General features: G+C 60.0%; 8 protein-coding genes. 2 read left to right on the plus strand and 6 right to left on the minus strand.

Features of this window, described 5'->3' with window-relative positions; all coding sequences use genetic code 11:
- Positions 1-576: 576 nt before the first annotated feature.
- Together ACE3PR_RS09745 and ACE3PR_RS09750 are read left to right on the plus strand one after the other, a co-directional pair.
- Positions 577-942, plus strand: coding sequence for a hypothetical protein (locus ACE3PR_RS09745; protein WP_374371128.1), 366 nt, complete (start codon positions 577-579; stop codon positions 940-942).
- Between the two features lie 65 nt (positions 943-1,007).
- Positions 1,008-2,840 (plus strand): GlcNAc-transferase family protein, encoded by a 1,833-nt coding sequence (locus tag ACE3PR_RS09750; RefSeq protein ID WP_374371130.1) that lies wholly within the window; start codon positions 1,008-1,010, stop codon positions 2,838-2,840.
- A 7-nt stretch (positions 2,841-2,847) separates the two neighbouring features.
- Here the strand turns inward: ACE3PR_RS09750 and ACE3PR_RS09755 are convergent, their stop codons facing one another.
- The 6 genes from ACE3PR_RS09755 to ACE3PR_RS09780 form a co-directional block, all read right to left on the minus strand.
- Positions 2,848-3,345 carry a hypothetical protein gene (locus tag ACE3PR_RS09755; RefSeq protein WP_374371132.1) on the minus strand — a complete coding sequence of 166 codons (498 nt, stop codon included), beginning with the start codon at positions 3,343-3,345 and terminating at the stop codon, positions 2,848-2,850.
- 104 nt (positions 3,346-3,449) lie between these two features.
- Positions 3,450-3,824 (minus strand): TadE/TadG family type IV pilus assembly protein, encoded by a 375-nt coding sequence (locus tag ACE3PR_RS09760; RefSeq protein ID WP_374371134.1) that lies wholly within the window; start codon positions 3,822-3,824, stop codon positions 3,450-3,452.
- Positions 3,821-4,303: a TadE/TadG family type IV pilus assembly protein gene (locus ACE3PR_RS09765; RefSeq protein WP_374371136.1), complete on the minus strand. Its 483-nt coding sequence runs from the start codon at positions 4,301-4,303 to the stop codon at positions 3,821-3,823. Before ACE3PR_RS09765 ends, ACE3PR_RS09760 begins: the two co-directional genes overlap by 4 nt.
- A 3-nt stretch (positions 4,304-4,306) precedes the next feature.
- Entirely contained in the window at positions 4,307-5,680 is a 1,374-nt protein-coding gene (locus ACE3PR_RS09770; protein WP_374371138.1) for a pilus assembly protein TadG-related protein, read from the minus strand.
- Positions 5,681-5,865: 185 nt separating this feature from the next.
- Positions 5,866-9,915 (minus strand): DUF5801 repeats-in-toxin domain-containing protein, encoded by a 4,050-nt coding sequence (locus ACE3PR_RS09775; RefSeq protein ID WP_374371140.1) that lies wholly within the window; start codon positions 9,913-9,915, stop codon positions 5,866-5,868.
- A 324-nt stretch (positions 9,916-10,239) separates the two neighbouring features.
- Positions 10,240-19,827: a DUF5801 repeats-in-toxin domain-containing protein gene (locus ACE3PR_RS09780; protein ID WP_374371142.1), complete on the minus strand. Its 9,588-nt coding sequence runs from the start codon at positions 19,825-19,827 to the stop codon at positions 10,240-10,242.
- Positions 19,828-20,025: the final 198 nt, after the last annotated feature.

The raw sequence follows: 20,025 nt of genomic DNA on the forward strand, positions 1-20,025 counted from the left end.
TAAAAAACTGGGCACCGAGGACACGGTCCATCGACGATTATGGTGGAATTAAGAAGGCAAAGAAATTGGCGGAGGGGGTGGGATTCGAACCCACGATAGGGTTTAACCCCTATAACGGTTTAGCAAACCTACTCTGCACAAACTATCGGACAGCGGGAACGTCAGAAAATTGCGTCTTATCAACTTCTTACTGACCGCAATAGCCGCTGCATCCGCAACTACAATCATTTGCAGCCGGCACAAATGTCGGCACAGTCCGTCACGCGACACCGAAACAACTATCAGGACCCGAAGTCGCGCTGGTATGGTTGTTTCGGCGCCATAATCCAGGCGCGTTGCGTGATCGACGCCCGCAAAGTCAGGCTGCCGAACGCTGCGCTCGATCGCAACCATCCGGCGGCAGTCGACATATTAATTAATAGTCATGCGATTTCGCCAGAACTCATACCATATTGAGCGTTACTGTCTACAATCAGAGGAATACTCGCCCCTGCAGCCCCGTTTTCATGAGCGCCTGCGGGGATCGGCCAGCCGCTCCTTCCCCTAGAAAGGCGCTAGACGCTGGGGAGGCTTGCGATGATGTCAGTCAGATTTGACCGGACCGATTGGAATAGTGGACGTGTCGACGCGCCGCGCAGCGTTGCGGGCTTTGAGGAAGGCGTGCATGTCATCCTGGACGCGGCCTCGGTCAGCAACCTTACCAAGGGCGACAACATCGTTTTCATCAAGGGCAACGAACGGGATCTGGTCGAATTCTCCGCGTTTGATGCCGAGGACTGGCATCGCGACCCGGTGAATTACTCCGGCTCGGATGGCCGCACCTATCATCTCTACACTGCCAGAATTCGATCGACGCCGGTCCAGGTGTATATCGACAGTAAAGTCACCGTCCTCCTTCCCAGTATGCACCAAGAAGCCAGGCATTCGGAGCAGCCCCAATGACTCGGCATGAAACAGACGCTGCCCAGGACGAGCAGGCGATCGACACAAAGGCGATCTTCGTCGCCTTGCCGATCTTTGCTGGCGACGCCACAGAGATCGGCGAAATCGTCGCGAACATCTTTGCATGTGCGCAGTTTCCAGATCGCGTCACAATCGGCATCGCGTGGCAGATGGCCCCCACGGATGATGCGGAAGCCAGTATCGACACAACCCGCCCCGGGCAAGTGCGGATCGCCCGCATTGATGCCAACCGCGCCTTGGCGAATGGCTGCATCTTGGCTCAGGCTCTCCGCCTCATGATGCGCGAGGATTTTGTGCTTAGCCTGCCGCATCGTCATCGCCTGAACGAGGGTTGGGATAGCAGGCTCCTCGGCATGCATGTGCGATGCGAGGACGGCAAGGCTGTGCTTACCGCGGGCATCGAACTGCACGCAGCCCAGAATCCGGACCAGCCGTCACAGCCTGTCTTTGCCGGTTTCGACGAGCGCAGCCGCCTCCCGATCGTCGGCGAACGACCGGTAAAAGAACAAAAGAATGAGGCCGTACCGAGTGCCTTTTGCCGGGCGTCGCTCCTGTTCGCGCCGGCGCAAGCCTTCCGCGAGGTGCCGCTCGATCCGCATATCAGCCAGAATGAGGAAGACATCTCGCTTTCCGTGCGATTGTGGAGCTGGGGATGGAATATCTACACCATGCCGGAACGTATCCTGTGGCCACTACCGGATGCCGTTCACGTATCCGCCAGCGACAGCAATATCAGCGCACTGGGCAGCGCGCTGAGCCGTAAACGGCTGCGACACTTGCTGGGCATTGCCAGCAGCGACGAGCGCGAGCCGTTACGGGACCTGGAGCGGTTTGGTCTCGGCGCTATCCGTTCGGTGGCCGATTTCGAGCAATTTGCCGGGATTCACTTCGCCAGCCAAATAGCCGATCCGCGCGCCCGAGAGGGCATCGTCGGATCAAAGCGGGCGCCCGCATCTGCCTCGACGCCGAGCGCTGGACTGAATGTAATCGTCTCGCCCGCACGCTCGCTCGATCTGCGCAAGATCAGGCATGGCTCCCTCCCCGATCCCGACAGCAACCCGCCGGCGCCGACGCCAGATCTCTCCGGCCTCGAACGGCTGCCCAAGAAGGTGCTGGAGAACGACCAAGTCCTGATCTTCGACGACTTCCTGCCTGAACTCATTTATGACGAGGTCTATCGCTGGGCGATCTATGCCGATTACCAGCATGTCAATATGGGCGGGCGCATCAGCCGCGCCTGGAGGCCACATGACGGCTTCCCGATGCGCAGCCTCAGCCACTGCGTGTTCGAGGAACAACCCAGGCACCAGGGTGACAAGCGCTCCTGGGAGTATCCGACCAAGACGGCGTTTGACCTGATGGCCGAGCGCATTGATTTCATCGCACCGGACGCGGAAAAACTGATCGGCCGGCGCGGCCTGGATTGGGGCGCCTTCACGATTCACAGCTATATCTATCCGGCGCGATCCGGCATGTCGCTGCACCAAGACCATCAGCCACAGAACAAGGGGGCCTTCACCTATTTTATGGCGCCGCAATGGGACATCCATTGGGGTGGCCTGCTGGTCGTTCTGGACCCACGCACGACGCTCGGCAAGGACACCGTACACCTCTATGGGAATGGCAAGGCAAGCCCAAATGTTTGGCTTGATCGCGAACGCGAGGCACCCTTTGTCTTCGACCCGGGCATTGGCCAGGTGATCATGCCCAAACGCAATCGTGCCGTCTTCATCCGGCCCGATTGCTATCGCATGATCACCTATGTCAACGAATATGCCGGCGACAATGTTCGCATCGACTTTTCAGGTCACTTTGAGGCAAAAGCTCGAGTGAATGCCGCCGACCAGCAAAGCGAGCCCAGCCTGCTGCGCAAATAGCCCGCTCTTAGTCGACCAGATCGATCGCTGCCACTGTCAGAGCGTCGAGGATGACGTTGGTCGCACTCTGGACCAGCATCACCTTGTCGTCGGCAACGACATAGCGGTAGCCCGCATGTAGCGGCGGCAACTGCCGGAGGAGCTCGGGCGGCAGGTCGCGCCCCTCAAGGCCCGGTGGCAGATGGCCGTTCCGGACGAGTTGTCTGGACAAACCGGGCGGCAGCTCGCCACGCTTGGCAAGGCCTGGCGGCATGCCCTTGGCCTTCTTCTTGGCCTTTCCCTGCCCCTTGCCTGCGCCATGATTCCACTGATCGTATTGCCGCTGATAATAACTGCGGATGATACGCCGCTCGATCTCATCAATGATGATGTCGCCGACATTGCCGGCTGATTCCGAGAGGATGGGCGCGGTGGCGCCCGGCTCAGCCGCGGAGTCAGCACGCGCTGCAGCAGAGCCGAATCCAACGGAGAGCGCCATCAACAGAACGATACTTGAGAGCTTCATGGAATTCTATCTCCGCTATGGCGCCGCTTCATCAGATAGGATGCGCGGCGCGCTTTTGCATCCGGGTGCAGATCAGGAAAGCGTGATCGCAATCGGTGACCCGTCTACATGCGCGCGCGCGCCGTGATCGTGATGCTGGGGAATGGCGATACCAAATCGCTGACGAAGTTGAACTGCGTCGAGGCATTCACCTCGACCGAGTTCGCACCTGCATCGATTGTCGCCGTTACGTCCGGATTGACACCGACCATCTGCGACTTGGCATAATTCTCGATATCGGTCGCAGGACCTGTGATGTTGTAGACGCCCCAGCGGACAGCCTGCTCGCAGCCAAATTGCAGCGTGTTATAGACATACATATACCGACCCCACTCCATCACGCCGAGAAGGAACATGAGAAGGACCGGAAAAATAAAAGCAAATTCGACCGCGACCGAACCGCTTTCATGATGCCGAAAGGACCGCGGATGTTTTCTCATGGTTGCGTCCTCGCAGTCGCCGACGCGGTCAGATTGAGCGTGTCGGAGACGATAAAATAATCAAGCAGCATGTCATAGGTACGGGTGACGTTGATCGTGAGGTAATATTCCGGACGGCCGCCGCCGCCACAGGTTGATTCCTTGGTGCAGGTATCGCCACTGTCCGTGAGTACCCCGTTGCAATAGCAGCTGGGCATCGTGCTGAGCGCCAAGGTGTCCTGCACGGTCGGGTCGTAAGAGAGAGCCGCCTTCGCGGCCGTTGTCATCGCCACCGTATCCCACATATTGCCAAAGCCCTTTTGCAGGGCGGCCCTTGCTGCAGCCTCGGTTTCGGATTTCGCTCGGACGGCAAGTCCGAAGTCGAGGGTGCCCATCAGCATCAGGATCAGCAGAGGCGCCACAAGGGCGAACTCGACAGCCGGCGCGCCTCGTTCGCAGCGCCTCAATCGTGACAGCAGGTGCTTGAACTGATTGAACATCGACTACTCCACCAGCACCGGAACCGACTTCGCGATCAAATCGACACCATCCATCATCTTCGGACAGTTGGCGGCCGACGGCTGGACCTGCGCTGCGGTGTCACCAATGAACACGATGTTATTGGCGATGATGCGGGTGCATTTCGATCCGCTATTGCTGGTTCCGCGATAATCGATTTCCTGGTTGGGAAAATAGATCGCACCCTGCAGATTGGTGTTGCCGGTCCCGCTGAACGAGCTCTTCGTTGTCGAGCTTGCCGCGGCATTGTAAATGGCGATGCCGCCATAGCGCGGCGTCGGACTGCCATCGGCCGAGGGTGCGGTAATGTTGACATCGGCGTTGCCGTTGATCGTGACACTCGAATTCTCGTCGGTCAGCACGAAGGTACAGGTACAATTGACCACCGCCCCGGCATTGATCTTGAGATCGCCCTTGACATAGATCTCCGTGACGGAGCTGGGAATCGTCACATTGGCCTGGCTGCCGAAAGTCAGGCCTTCATCGAAATAGGCGGCATTGCCGGCGCCAGTTGCTGCCCAGGTATCGCCCGATCCAAAGGTTGGATCCGCATAGGTGGTGCCGGGCGCTGGCGGCAGAACCTTGTCCTTGAACGGGTCGGCCATGCTGGTCTGGCCGGTAAGCGGTGCGCCGTTGTCCAGCACCGGCACGGCGCTGCCATTGGCTTGATAGCCACCAACCATGGCGAAGTAGTCAGCGATCACGTCCAGCTTCGCGCCGCCTGCGGTGGTCATCGATGTGGCGGAAGTCGCGTTGGAGAACATGCCGCAACCGTCGAGATTGAGATTGGCGCTGCCAGAAAGCTGAATACCGATCGGCGCTGAAGGAGAAAGCGAAAGGACGCAGGCCTCGCCCAGCACTTTCACCTCGGCGACCGCGCGCACAGCAAGTGTGATGGAATCCTGGAAGAGTGCCGCGAACATCATCGAGGGCTGCTCGGTAATGGTCACTTCCACAGCATTGTTGTTGCCGACGAACTTGCCGATTGCGGGCGGGTTGACAGCGACGATCGTGACGCCGTCACCTGGCATGACATCGTTCTTGGCTGCGTCGGCTTCCGCGGCGGTCTGGATCGAGGACGCGTCACCCACCTGATACATGTCGTAGGCGGCACCCATGGCGGCCGCATCGGCCGCAGTCTGCAATTGGCGCTTAGTCGCGTACCAGCTACCGATCTCGACGCCGATGCCCACCGCCCCGATCAGCGCTGTCAAGGAGAGGCCGACCATGATCGCCGCGGCGCCGCGCTCATCGCCGAGGAAGTGTCGAACGGGAATTCTCTTCTGCTTCTGGATCACGATGCCCACTTTCGGTCGGCCGGGGTTGCGATTGCGGCTAACCTCGATAACGAGCGACACAACCTGGTATTCCCGACCGCGTCACACAATCGTGGCACTTTTTCTGTGATGGGAATAACCCAGTCGGGACCAATCAGCGGCCTGTCCAAAAAAGACGCCGCGGCTTTCGCCGCGGCGCCCGGCCCATCCCGTCAGGCGCTGGGGCACTATGTCCCGCCGGGAGGGGTTTCCCATGACATCGGACGTCAGACCACCGTGCTGACGGTCACATCACTGTCGACAATGAGCGTGCCGCCATTGCTGAGGTTGTATTGCGTGAACGCCATACCGCGCAGGTCATCATTGACGATGGATGTCGAACTCACCGTGATGCCGCCGTCCAGATGCAATTCCAGGGAATCGCCATTGCTGCCGATGACATAGAGCGTGTCGCCCTCCAGCCCGTCGGCATCCTCGGAATTGTCCGTGAAATCGATCACGTCGCTGGCATTGAGGATGATCTTTGTGCCGGCCCCGTTCGGGCTTGCTTCCTCGGTGATCAGGATCGATTCGACATTGGTGATGTTCGCATCACGCATATCGACCGTCGCATTCGTGAGACCAGCCGGCAGCGTCAAGCCCTCCGCCGTCATCGTGTTGAAAATGGCACCCTGGTCGACCCGGACGATGTCGAAGCCAGCGCCGCCATTCAGCGTATCGAGAGGATCGAAGACCAGGACATCGGTGCCATTGCCGCCAATGGCGATGTCCGCACCATTATTGGCCGGATCCAGGACGTCGCCGCCGTTGAGAATGTTGGTGCCATCTTTGCTGGCCGTAATGGTGTCGCTGCCGGCACCACCGAAGACGTAATCGACCGTCGCGGCATCGGTATCGGTCAGTGCTCCGTTGCCAGCGGCATTCGGATCATCCTTGGAATACTCGAACCCGACATAGGTACCGGCATCGCCATCAGGATTGATGGTCGTGACGATGGCTGTGCCTTCGTTCGCCCCGGTCGGGTTGTTGTCGACCTCGACCTGGGCATTGCCAGGGTCGACGATGCGCACGCCTTCCAGCGTAAGATCGGTGATGATGACCTTCGTCCCCGCCGTCGCTTCCGCGCCAACCAGATAATCGTGCGTGGGGTCGATGAGGAAGCCGGCATCCGTCAGGATAGCCCCCTGTTGACCCTGCGAGCCGCGGACGACCAATTGGGCGTAGGCCCGCAGCGGATCCTGCTGGTCCACGAATGTCACCAGCGCCACCTGCTTCTGCACGTTGGTATTGGTGACGAACTCGCCATTGAGGATGTTCGGGCGCAAGAGCGTCGCAATCGTGGTTGACTGATTGTCCAGCGCCCCATCCGGATCACTTGGATCGGCATCGGTATCGCCCGGCCCGCAACCACCGTCGGTCGGCGCTTCCACCGCCTTTGCCGTTACCTTGAACGGATCGGTCGAGGCATAGGCGTCATGGGTGCTGCTGCCGCCTAGCCCGCTCGCGATGATATCGAATTCATGGCTGAAGGATGTCGTGCCCTGTGACAGGGTCAGGACCAGATCATTGCCATCGAGGACCCAACTGTCCACACCAGGGATATTCGCCGGAAGGTTCTGGAACGAAAATACGGTTGGGAGATCGACACGGACCGTATGCGTTTCCGAGCCGTCCGTGTCGCTGAAATTCGCCGTCACCAAAAGAGAGCCGGTTTCATTCTTCGTAAAGATGCCGTCATCGGCACCTTCAGTGATCTTGGATCCCTTGTCGTTGACCTCATACCCGTCATCGCTGATCGAGATGGTGACATTGGTCGGCTTGTCAGCCACCGCGTCGAGATAGACCGTGAAATTTTGATTCACCATCCCGGTCTGGAGTGAGTCCGGATCCTGGATATCGAGATGCAGGGTGAACGCACCATCGACATCGCTGTCCGCTGGCGGCACCGGCCGCAGTTCCAGCGTCCCGCTCAGCACCCCGGCGATATAAGGATCGATGTCGACGCCGCTGCCCGCCGCGAGCAGGGCGACTTCCGAGCCGCCGCCGGACGTATCCCACACCTGCAATGACCAGCCGGTCGGAATATCGATTGAGCCCCCGGTCACGGTTTCATTGTCCGCGGGGGTGAAACTGACGCTGAGAGCCTCGGGCATTGCGGTTTGATCGCCGCTCCACTGGCCCGGCTGCAGATCCTCGGCGACGCAGCCGCTGATCGTTGCCGAGCCTCCAGCCCGATCGATGATGGTTTCAGGGACGGTGATCGACAGGGTCGCGGTGTCGGAATCGCCGTCGCCATCGGTCAGCGTGTACGTGAAGACTTCCTGCGCATCATCAGGTACCACGGCATTGGGATTGAGTGTGTAGGTATAGTTGCCGTTCTTGTCCATAACGAGCGTGCCGTATTTGCCGTCGACCGAGAAGCCGTCGGACCCGTCAGCATCAATGCCCTCACCCTCGAGCTTGGACACCGCGCCGCCATCAGCACCAGTAACATCGGCAACACCGTCGGATTTGTTGTCATCCTCGCCGGCACCGATATCCACGCCCGTCAGCACGTTACCCGTCGCAATGGTGTCGCCGGCTTCGATGCTGTCGACATCGTCATTGGCGGTCGGGCTATCATCGTCGATGCTGACATTGATGACCGAAGAGAGGAAATCGCCATCATCATCGGTTGCTTTGACGCCGATGGTCAGGGGCACATTGTCTTCCCAGGCTGTCTCGGTGCCGTTCTCGTTGTCGCCGTCATCCTGCGCCGGATGCTGGATCGGCTGCAACAGAGTGAAGGTCCAATAGCCGCTTTGCGGATCGAGCGTCGCTTCGAAATAGGGATCGTTCTCGCCATCGACATAACCGAAGACATGCACGGCATCGGTGACGCCGAACAGGATGTCGTCGCCAGCGAGGCTCTTGAGGCCGGTCGCACTACCGGCGGCAACGTCGAAAGTAAAGGCGCCGCTGACCACTAACTCTCCGTCATAGACGGTATCGGCCGGGCCATCTGCACCAAAGGAAACGGAAACCCAGCCGCTGGCCGTCACGCCGGCCGCGTCATCGCCATTTTCCGATGTTCCGGGATGACCGGAAGCATTTACGTCGTCTTCATCGACAACGCCCGGATTCTGGTCCGAATTGCCGCTTTCATTGGCGTTGTAGATATAGAGATCGGTCGGCACGTCGTCCTTGACGACGGCATTGAAGCTGCCATCAGCGATCGTCCCATTGCTGTCAGTAACCTGGAAGGGGAGCGGGATGGTCAGCAGATCCTGATCCTGCGGGCTTTCTCCGGTGTCCGGGTGATCGAGGCGATTGATCAGCGAGAACAGGATGTCGTAGGTCGCGACCGAGCCACTGACATCGACCGAGATTACCTCGACCTCGAAGATGACAACCTGGTCGCTCGGGCGGATGGCCTGGATGAATGAGCCGTCACCGTTGACGTCTATATAGTCGAGCGTTTCGCCATTCGAGGTCAGGACCGGAAAGCCTCCGGCCAAGAGCTGCATCGCCGCCAGAGGGTCGATCGGCAGATCGGTACCGTAATCAACCGCGACCTTGACGATGTTCGCCGTCGGCTCCTTGGCAGGACCGTCGGTATCGCTGTCGTCGTCATCCATGTGATCGTTGCCGTCCGTTTCGGTTACAGCAGCGAACTGGAGCTTGAAGTCGGAATAGCGGTCGGATTGGAGATCGTCTTCATTGACGAAGGTGTCTTCAACCGTGATGACCGGCGTCGAACCCTCCGTCAGCGCGGCCTCTTCTTCCTCGTCCTCTTCGAACACGACCGCCTCGCGCTGAATCAGGCGGTAGTTGAGGAGTGTGGGATCGAGGCCACCGATGCCGTTGAGGCCGCCGAGGCCCGCGGCCGGATCAAAGGGCGAGAACACACCGCCGTTATTGTCGACACCCGCGCCAGGCGCTCCAGCGGCCGGGCCTGCCGCCGTTTCGATATCGAGGTTCGGATCGGTCGCTGCCACCACAACCGCCACGTCAATGGTGTCGCCGTTGCTGTCGATAAGATTCACATCCGCTTCGCCCTGGGCGGCGATGTAACCCTGCAGGATCACCGTGATATCGCCAACGCGAACGGCGAGGTTGCCGTTGCCGTCATCGAGCCGCGCCACCATCCGGTCCTGGGCGAAAGGCAGCTGGATCGTCTCGCCAGGAGTCACCTGGATTCGGACCACATTCTCGCCCTGGGGCAGCTGGACCTGGGTGGCCCCCTGGGTCAGCGTCGCGCCCTCGACATCGCCTTCATGCGCGATTGTGGCCGCGTTGGCGATGGTGGCTTCGGTGTTGATGGTGTCTGCGGTCATTTGCGTGGCTCCAAATTGGCGCTGCGGCTGGCAACGCCGCGGGTCCTCGCCGCGCGTGAGGGATGTGCGATCTCCAGGCGCGGCACTATGTCGAGAACGCGCCGCGTAACTGCAATATTCCTGGCATTTGAGGCGAATCCGCGCGGCAACTCACATCATTGTGGGCGCAAATTCAAAGTCTTTTGCTTGACGCGCATGCCGCGCGGAATAGGCCGAGTCCAGATATCAGAAAGACGCCGCGGCTTTCGCCGCGGCGCCCGGCCCCACCCGACGGCCGCTGGGGCACAATGACCGCCGGGAGAGGTTTCCGATCGAGGTCAGAAATCAGACCACCTCGACATCCTTGTCGACATAGAGGGTGGCGCCCGTATTCGAGGTGTAGGTTACGAAAGTGATGCCACCGGTGAGAGGTGTTGTCTCCGCCCCTTGTGTCCAGATCGTCGCGCCATTGTTCGTACCATCGATATCGGCGTTATCCAGATCGACTTTATCGCCGGCCGAGCCGATGATGTAGAGCGTGTCGCTGTCCGAGAAGCTGATCACGTCACTGGCATCGAGCACCACTGTCGTGCCCTTGGTCGGGCTGCCAGATTGTGTCATGCCGCTGATGATCGCCTCCTCGGTGATGAGGATGCCTTCGATGCTTGAAATGCTGGCACCCTGCAAGTCGACAATATCACTGGTCGGGAAGTGATCGATGCTGCCCGTGTTCGTGATTGTCGAGTTCTTGAGCGCACCCTGATCGACGCGTAGCAAGTCGAACCCGGCGCCGCCGCTATAGGTATCACCGGCATTTGGATTGTCGGCGGCATTGTCCAGGCCGCCATTCCACACCAGAACGTCGTTTCCGTCGCCGCCATTCAGCGTATCGTTGCCGATGCCGCCGTTGAGCACGTCGTTGCCGCCCTTGCCATTCAGCACGTCGTTACCAATGCTGCCATAGAGATAGTTGGCGAAGTCCGTGCCGTCGATGGTGCTGCTCTTGTTCTTGCCGTCGTCAATCGACTCGGTGACGATGACCGTATTGGCCAGATCCGGCGTGATCTGGGCGATGACGCCCATGGGCTTGTTTGAATCATCCTCATGTTCGATCTGGATGTTGCCGCTGCTGGGATCGAGGGTGACACCTTCCAGCGTGAACTTGGTTACCAGGACCTTGTGGCCATCCAGCGGATTTTCGAGCGCAACATTGTATTTGCCGGCCGGATCGATGTTGAAACCTGCATCGGACAGAACCGCGCCTTGTTGCCCCGTCGCGTCACGGACGACGACCTGGGAGTAGGCCGAGCGCGGATCGCCGTCATTGATGAATGTCAGGATCATCGCCTGATCGCCCTGCTGGGCGCTCGGTGTGTTGGTGATGAGTTCGCCGTTCAGAATGCGCGCCGACACGACGCCGATCTGGGCCGATTGCGTGGCGGTATTGTTCGTATTGGTGAACTCATCGCCGCTGCCGTTCCCGTTGGGTCGGACAACTGTCGCCTCTTCCAGCGTCGTGGCATCCACCGTGAATTGCGCGCCGCTGGCAGCCGCCGCGGTGTTCGTGATGTTGATGTTGTGGTCAACGCTGGTCGTGCCGTCCGGCAGCGTGAAGGTCACGGTCCAGCCGGCAGCCGCCGACCCCGTTACACCGACGCTCCACCCGGCGGGCAGGCCGGTCCAAACCGAGCCGTTCCAATCCGCCAGATTGAATCCCGCCGGCGCCTTGAAGACCAGGGTATGAGACTCCGAACCGTCGGACGCATCCGCGAAGGTCGCCTTGATGTTGACGACGCCGGCTTCGCCGATCGAGAAGAGGCCGTTGCCGCCGCTATCGGTCAGCGAAATCTGCACGCCGGTCGGCTTGTCGGCCGCCGCATCCACCTTGAGGGTCAAGGTTTGATCCGCCAGCACCATGGTCAGGTTCGAATCATTGTCCTTGATCGTCGCCGACATGGTGATCGTCTGATCGATATCGGTATTCGACGCGGCGATGAACTGAACCTTCGAGAGATCGGCCGCCAGTACCACCACGGTCGACGGACCAGTCGAGCCTTGCTGGATCGCGGTCACGCCATCCCAGAAGACGAGCTGCACGCCCGCCGGCAAGGTGAACTCGATCTGGGTGATGACTTCGTTATCCGCCGCCGTGAAGGCGCCGAGGAAGTCGATGCCGGCCGCGTTCGGCAATCCAGTGAAGCTGGGGACCGTGCTGCCGGTGTGCTGGTTCGGCTGGCCGTCTTCATAAGTCCAGGCCGTGATCGGGCCAAAGGCACCCTCGGCCGGATCGGTGACATCGAAGGTCAGCACGGCCGTGGCGCGGTCGCCGTCGCCGTCCTCGATCGTGTACGTAAAGTAGTCCGTTCCGTGAGCGTTGGTCTTGGCCGTATAGCTATATGTGCCGTCGGCATTGAGCGTGAGGAAGCCAAGGCTCGATTCGACACTGCCGCCGACATTGATGGTCGACTGGCCGGCATTGTTGCCGACGATAACGCCGACGACGCCGCCGCCGCTCTTTTCGTCATCGGCGCCAAAATCGTCGTTCGACAGAACGCCAAGGCTGGCATTGTTCTGCGAAACGGATTCCCCGGCATCGACTTTGCCGCCGGCATCGTTACTGGCAAGCGGCTCGTCATCGACGATGTCGATGCTGAGAGTGCCGTTCGACTGGTCGCCGTCGCTGTCCTCGACCACCACGGCGAAATCGTCCTTCACCGCGCCACCGCTGTGGTCGACATTGTCGAGCAGCGTATAGGTGTAGGCGAGCGTGCCCAGGGTGCTGTCGAACGCCGTCACGAGCAGATCGCCATAGAGGCCGTGAACGGTGACGCCCGCCGCGATGATCACCGGGAGGTCCTTGCCCGTGAGGGTCAGTGAACCGAACCCGTCCGGGGTCGAGAAGGACATGGTCCCGCTGGTAGCTTCCGACATGTCGTCATCGTCGTTGCCATTGTCGTCGGCTGCCTCGCCGGTTCCCGCGGGCTCGATCAATGCATCGATGGTGCGGATCGGCAGACCTTGCTCGTCGACCTGCTGAGCATCCTGGCCGGATGGGTTGAGGTCGAGTTCGGTACCTTCGTCGTAGATATTGATGACGAGATTGGCGATATCCGTGTCGCCATCGGCATCCTTCAGTGTGTAGGTGAAGGTGTCGGAATCGACCAGTGGGGTATTGGTCAGGCGGGTGTAGGTGTAATACCCGTCTGCATAGATAGTGAGCGTGCCAAACTCGCCCGCAATGATGAACCCATTGCCATGCACACCGTCGCTGGTGGGGGTCGGCAGGTTGGCCGGAACGTCGGCCGAGGCGATAGCCGATAGCTTGGCTCCATCCGCACCGACCAGATCCTTGCCAGCCGCCGGGTCGCTGGTGCCGGTGCCGGTGATGACGTTACCGTCGGTGGTCTGCAGGTTCCCGACCGAATCGAAATCGTTCTTCGCATCCGGGCTGTCGTCATCGATCAGCACGCTGATGGTGCTGGTGCCGGTCGAGCCATCCTCATCGGTGACGCTGACGCCAAACGAGACAGTGAGGTTGTCTTCGGTATCGGCATCCGCATGCTGGATCGGTTGCTTCAACTCGAACGACCACTGGCCGGTATCCCGGTTCAAAGTCAGAATGAAGACTTGATCGCCCTCGACGCCGGGGAGCCCGCCAGTCTTGTAGCCGATATAGGTCAGGGTTGTGTTGGCCGCGTCGCCGCTGGCAACTGGACCGGACAGAAGAACTACTACCCCATCCAATGTCGTGAGACCATTGAGGTTGTTGATCCCGGTCAGGTTGAAGGCGTTATCCGCTGCCAGAGGATCCGAGCCCAGGGTGACACCGAGAGTTCCGCCGGTGGTCTTCGACTGACCCGCGATGTCGCTGCCGTCGCCATAGATTGTGCCGGCAAGACCATTCGCCAGGCCCTCCTCGTCCACCGCGCCCTCCGCCGCCGTCAAGACCGGTGCTGCGCCGTCGGTGATCGCCACCGTGATGGTACCGGTCTCGGTATCGCCATCCTTGTCGGCGACCCGATAGGTGAAGGTCTCGGTGGTCGGATTGTCATTGTCGACACTGGCCGGCGGCGTATAGAGGAGATTGCCACCCGAGAGTGTCAGCGTACCACCCAGAGAGCCAACCAGTGTGAGGACCGGCGTGACGCCGTCCATCAGCGTGAAGCTGCCTAGCTGATACTCATCCGCACCACCCTGTACGTTCGCTGCGACGAAAGCCGCGATCGAGGACAGGTTTGTCTGGGCAGCGCCTTCTTGCACCGTGCCGAAGTCCTTATTGCCGGCCAAAGGACCATCGTCGGCGAAGCGGATATTGCCACCGAGATCGACCGTCTCGCTATTGATCGCGACATCATCATCGCCATCGGTGAGCGTCGCCGTCGCCTTCAGGCCGATGAGGCCATTAGCGAGATCCCTGATGTCGTCGTCATAGGTGGGCTCGCCTTCCGCCAAGGCATGATCAACCTGACGCAGCTGGGTCAGGGTCAAGATGCCGGTCAGGCTTTCCACCGAAACAGTGAATACGACGCTGGGATCGGCAGCATTGGCGGGCTCAACGGCTGAGGTCGACCCGACCATCACGCCATTGATCTGATGCAGATAGATCGGGTTGCCGCCGATGGTCAGACCAGAAGCAGCGCCCTCCGATGTCGGCGGCAGGAAGACCAGTTCATAGGTGAGGCTGGAGTTCTTCTCGCCATCGGCACCGGCATTCTTCGAAACGCTGAAAATATCGGAAAAATCCGCCGTCGAGCTTGCCACATCGCTGTCCGCCGGATCGCCGTCGGTATAGGCATCCCGCGTCTGCAGGATCACGGTACTCTCATCGCCCTTCAACACCGTGACCGACGGACCGTCGTCGTAGAAATCCACCCGAACGAACGTGGTCGCGGTATCACTATCTCCATCTTCGTCGGTGATGGTCTGTGTCACATTGAGTTGATTCAGGAAAGCTGCTTCCTGATGACTGGCCGTCGGGTGCTTCAGCGCCAGCCATTGCTCGACCTGGATAGCGCCGCCCACCAGCGAGATGGTGAAAGCGAGCGTGCCGGCGGGATCATTGCCGATACGACCCTCCACCGTTTCGCCGTTCTGGAACAGATAAATCTCAATGCCCGGCGCCGAGGTGGCAAAGAAGCCACTTGCCGTACCGGCCCCCGCCAACGTGCCGAAAGATTCACCCAATGCATTGGTGAGGGCGTAGTTCGTGGTGCCAGCTCCATCCGCGCCGTATTGCGAGGAGAAAAGGGCGGAGACCTGGAAACCGCCAGTTGCCTGAGAAACGCCATCGGTCAGGTCGTTATCGGCAAATTGCTGACCGGGAGTCTCGTCGAGAATGACCTGGTTGGGCGGGGCGGAAGTTGCGAGACCGGCCACGGGGCTGTCGTCATCGATCAGCACGCTGATGGTGCCGGTGCCGGTCGAGCCATCCTCATCGGTGACGCTAACGCCAAACGAGACAGTCAGATTGTCCTCGGTATCCGCATCCGGATGTTTGACCGGCTGCTTCAGCTCGAACGACCACTGGCCGGTATCTCGGTTCAGGGTCAGGGTGAAGACCTGGTCGCCTTCGACGCCGGGGAGCCCGCCGGTCTTGTAGCCGATATAAGTGAGTATCGTGTTGGCGGCATCGCCGCTCGCCGTCGGACCAGACAGCGTGACGAGGGTCCCATCCAGAGTCATCAGACCGTTGAGATTGTTGATGCCGGTGAGGCTGAAGGCGTTATCGGTTGCCAGCGGGTCCGAGCCCAGGATGACGCCGAGTGTGCCGCCGGTGGTCTTCGATTGGCCCGCGATGTCACTGCCATCGACGTAGGCCGTGCCGGCAAGGCCGTTCGCCAGGCCTTCCTCATCGACCGCTCCCTCCGCCTCCGTCAGGACCGGCGCCGCGCCGTCGGCTACCTTCACGACGATTTCACCGGCAGCCGTATCGAGGTCGTTATCCTTGATCGAATAACTGAACGTCTCGTCAGACGGTGCTGTGCCGTTGCCAGCGACAGTGGCCGGCGCGGTGTATTGAATCCAGGGCGTACCGTTCACATCGACGATCGCCAGCGATCCGCCGAGCGAACCCGGATTGACGAAACTGATGCTGGCGTCCTTGTAGCCATCGCCGCCACCCGCGACATTCGCCGCCAGAAACTCGGCCAGGGTTTGCAACAGAACCGGATCGCTGCCCTCAACTACCGGATCTGGGAAGATCACATTGGCGGCTGTCGGACTATCGTCGTCGATATTTATCACGACGTTCGCGTCGACCCAGTCACCATCGCCATCGAAGGCGCGCACCTTGAGGGTCAGGATGATATTGTCTTCGAACGCCGTCTCGGTCGCTTTGCTGTCAGGATCGTCCGTCAGCGGGTGATAAAGCGGCTTCAGCAGGCTGAACTGGCCACCACCGAACATCGAATCGATAGTCGCAGTGAAGGCCCAACTGCTGGGGTCATTGATGTTGCCGCCGGTATAACCGATCAACGTACCGGCAAGTGTGCCGTTCACGTCGGCCGCTAGAATACCGATCGTGATGATCTGTCCATCTGCCGTCTTCAGCGTGGTGTCGGAGGTCGCACCAGTGAAGACGAAAGCCGTGGCCGCGGCACCGTCGGTACCGAAGTCGACATTGACCTTATAGAGCACGGCGCCGCCGCCAGAATCGTCACCAGGACCGCCTTGTATACCGTTGGCGATATTATCTTCATCGATAAGGAACGGGCCTTGCTCGCCACCGTTGAAATGCACCACCCCAGTCAGGGTTGGGCCGTCATCCTCAAAATCGATCAGCAGGGTATTTTCCGAAATCGCAGTTACCTTGTCACCGTCGCCGTCGATGACGGTCGCCGAGACAAAGATGCCTCCGTCACCAGGGACCAGGAGAGATGCAAGATCGTCGTGATCCGCCGGCGTCGCGCCATCCTGGTCATGCGCGATGGGCAGGAATTGCGAAACGGTCAACTCGCCCGTGTCCTTGTTCAGTCGCACGACGAAGGCGATGACATCAATGCTGGGATCGCCGGTATGCGTGCCGACATAACCGTTGACCTGGTAGGCGGAAACCGAAACGAGGACGATGTTGTCGAGCGGATAGATATTGTTGGGATCCGTCACGGAAAGATTGGTGGGCACCTCGGTGGTCCCGATCGAGGTGTTGCCGCCGGCCTCAGTACGCAAGACCAACTTGTATTCCGGATTCGAGATCCCGTCCTTGGCACCGTCGGCGCCGAAGCTGATATCGGTGAAGAGATTGGTAACCGTCCCCTTTGCCGTGCCGATGGCCCCCGCCTCGGCGGGTTCATCGTCGTCAGAATTGCTGTCGCCAGCCTGGGCACCCTTCGTCTCGTCGAGCACGATCGGCGTGATGAAGGCGTCTTCCACCGCAATGATCGTCGGCGCATCGTCATTGACGGTGATGCCAATCTTGCCACCCAGTGGATCGCCGTCGGCATCGACGCCGTTCATCGTGAAGAGGAGCGTGAGGTTAGTTTCGATGCTGTCGACGCCCTGCGGGTTGGCGTGCTGCAACGGCTGGAACAGTTCCAGCACGTAGGTGCCGATGACCGTATCGAGATCGAGCTGGAGAACGCGATTGCCGGCGACTTCTTCGGCCGGATCGAGCAACCCGTCATTGTTCAAATCGGCATAACCGACAATCTGACCAACGCTCGCTGCGAGGAGGATGCTCTTCCCCGACGTCGTCTTGATGTTGGCGAAGTCCGCCGGATCCGCCGATACGGTATAATGACCCGGAATGTCCGTGCCGAAGGCTGTCGAGATAGATCCGTTGACAATATTGGTGCCGCCGCTGTCTCCCAGCGTTCCGTCAGAATCCTTGTTGCCGCCAGACAGGAAATCCTCGTCCAGCGAGGGAAGTGAAATAATAGTGATCGATGGCGCGTCGTCCAGCGTGGTCACTGTGAGCGCGGCGTCGACATGGTCGCCATCATAATCGGTCGCACGGAACGAGACCGGCAGGTCGTCGATCAACAGGCTGGGCGAAACTTCATTGCTGCTGGTCGGATCACCGTGATTGATCTGATGCAGCTGGACGAGAACGAGGTCACCCGATTGGGGATCGAGATGCAGCACGAAGACTGGGATCTCGGTCTGCCCATCAACAGCGTAGCCAGTAATGGTATTGGCATCCGTCTGGCGCGCCAAGACATCGGCGACGCTGCCATCGGCCAATGTGACCGTCCAATTCGTCGTGCCGCCGGAAAGCGGGTTTTCGGACGAACCGATATAAAGCTGATAGGCGGCGGCGAATTCCGTGGCATCGTCGCCCGCCTCATTGCCGTTTTCGTCGAACACGGTGAGGCCGGCTTCCTTGTTGCCGGCAAAGGTCCAGTTCTGGCCATCAGAGGTCCATTGACCGGCCCGGCCATCGGCGCCGAAACTGACATTCAGATGCGTGGTGGCCGCGCCAACAGGCGTCTCGCCGGACAGACCGGCTGCCGCAAGTGCCTGCGCGACCTGCCAGTAGCTCGGATCGACATCGTCGGTCGTATCCTGCTCACCCTTGGTTTCATCGTGCACGATATCGACGTCGGTCGGGAGGATGATCTGCGCCCAGGTTTGCGAATCGATTTCCAGCGTGCCAAGGAACGGCACGTCGTCGATGTCCTTGAAAAGGATGGCATCAGCCGGGCTCGGCGTCACCGAACCGTTGGAATCGACCATGAAGAACGGTACAGCGATGTCGAGCGCTTCGAGGAGGTCGCCATCGGCATCGGTCGCACCGGGAATATTGTCGACGACGCCGTAGATCGTGAAATCAACATTGAACTCGGCCGGGGTCGCGCCGCTCTCGAACTCCCGCACGCCGATGGTGAAGACCACGGTCGCGGATGAATAGCTGGTCTCGCCCTCGCCATAGGTCTCTACATAATAGGCGATCAGCATTTCGCCATGGCCATTGTCGACCAGCGGATCCGGGTCGCTGTCGGCAACGCCAGGGACGAGGATATATTGCAGCTGGAAGCCATGCGAGGTCAGGTTCATGGTCAGGAGCTGATCCAGAACCGGTGTCGCCCCGGCATTGCTGAAGCTCAAATGACCGGGGATATCGGTGAAGAAGTTGACCGCGACAACCGCCGTGCTGGTCAGCGGCTCTTTGTCATTGTCGATGCCACCTTCGTTGTCCCCCAGATCCTCGCCTTCATTGTCGCCGGTGTCGAAGGGATCATTGGCGGCTTCATGGGCCGAATCCCACCAGGTATTGCCGTTGCCAATCGCGTTGTTGACAGCGTCGAGCACAAAAGAGGGAAAGGGCTCCAGCGCCTTGAAGGCAGAAATGTCGTTCTGGCTGCCGCCTTCAAGATCGTCCTCGTTGACGGGAACGCCCGGCGTCACGCCGATCAGTTCGGGAACCGTGTCGGGGGTCGTGTCCGTTTCCTCGACCTCGAAGACGATGGCTTGGCGGTCGATAAGGCCGTAATCCAGCTCGGTCGCCTGCAGGCCGCCGATGGCATCAAGGCCGCCAAGGCCCGCTGCGGGATCGAAGGGCGAAAACACACCCCCGTTATTATCGACACCGGCACCGGTATCGCCTGCCGCCGGACCTGCCGCCGTATCGATATCGAGATTTGGATCCGTCGCTGCAACCACCGCGGCGATATCAACCGACGCGCCATTGGCATCCAGCAGCGTAACATCCGCTTCGCCCGTGGCCGCCACATAGCCCTGGAGAATGACCGTAACGTCGCCGACCTTTACGGCGAGATTGCCATTGCCGTCGTCGAGACGCGCAATCATGCGGTCCTGCGGGAAGGGCAACTGAATGGTTTCGCCCGGCGTTACCTGCACACGAACGATTTCCTGACCCTGCGGCAACTGAACCAGCGTCACACCTTGGGTGAGATGTGTACGCTCGACCTCGCCCTCATGCGCAAAATTTGTGGCTGGGGTTTCGGTCTGAATGTTGATGGTGTCGGTTGCCATGGTTCGCTCCCAGGTCAGGCTGCCTACCCGCAGCAATTTGTCGTCAGCGCCATCGGCAGGTGATCTGCCTCTGACGACCGCTGACCCGAGAACGCGCTGAACGATCGCAATATTCCTCAAATTAGAGAGGTATATGTGCTAATTGACATACCATCGTGTGGGTACCGCGCGGTTAAATTGCTTGACCGCCCCCGCACA

Origin of the sequence: Dongia sp., from assembly GCF_041909655.1 — a bacterium.
Classification (GTDB): domain Bacteria; phylum Pseudomonadota; class Alphaproteobacteria; order Dongiales; family Dongiaceae; genus Dongia.